Source organism: Vibrio sp. Y176 (assembly GCF_033438945.1).
Genome location: NZ_JAWOQS010000241.1, coordinates 1 through 872, shown reverse-complemented (window position 1 = coordinate 872; position 872 = coordinate 1). Strand labels below are relative to the sequence as shown.

Below are 872 nucleotides of genomic sequence, written 5' to 3'. Positions count from 1 at the left end.
CAGGGCTTTTTATTTATCCAATAATTGATAACCATTATTATTTTTATTCTTCTGTATTCTATTTTTGTATTTATATATTCAATTTTAATTAGTAAATATTATCTATTTTACCTAGCTCTGACCTATTCATATTTCATTAATAAAAAATCGCAAAATGAAATATAAGATTACGCATCGTGCCATTTATAAATTGATAGTGGTCAAACTTATTAACCATTAAATCTACAAGGATATCGATAGTGGTTTCTTGTCTGGCTTTAGTTGCTCAAGGCCTGATAAGTAAAGCTTGATTAATAGATCTTAGAAATGTCACTTTGACCTCAAAGTGTTTTAGATGTTTTCAATTCATGCCTATTTTGAAAATACGATCTCTATATCTTATTTGTTTCTAATTAGTGTTCTTTCCCCACTTGTTATTAATTAAGCGCCACTCCCAATTTTAAATGCACTTAGGAAAAAACCATGAGTCAAAATGGTAAGTTGAATATTACTCGGCGTGATGCTTTAAAGGGCGGTTCTGCACTTGGCGCTTTAGCGTTAGCAGGAAACGCGCTTTCTCTCCCGTTCGCAACTAAAGCGGTTGCCAAAGAAACGCCAGCAAAACCAAATGAAAAAATTGTCTGGTCGGCATGTACCGTAAACTGTGGTTCTCGTTGTCCGCTTCGTATGCACGTGGTCGACGGTGAAATCAAATGGGTAGAAACCGATAACACGGGTGATGATGTGTATAACCACAACCATCAAGTTCGTGCTTGTTTGCGTGGTCGCTCTATGCGTCGCCGTGTTTACTCGCCAGACCGTTTGAAATACCCACTTCTTCGCGTTGGTAAACGTGGTGAAGGTAAGTTCAAACGCATTACTTGGGACGAAGC

At 37.3% G+C, this 872-nt stretch carries 1 protein-coding gene; it reads left to right on the top strand.

Annotated elements, in window-relative coordinates:
* Positions 1-462 precede the first annotated feature (462 nt).
* The coding region (locus R7O13_RS25320) for a twin-arginine translocation signal domain-containing protein (protein ID WP_318305002.1) at positions 463-872 on the top strand (410 nt) is incomplete at its 3' end.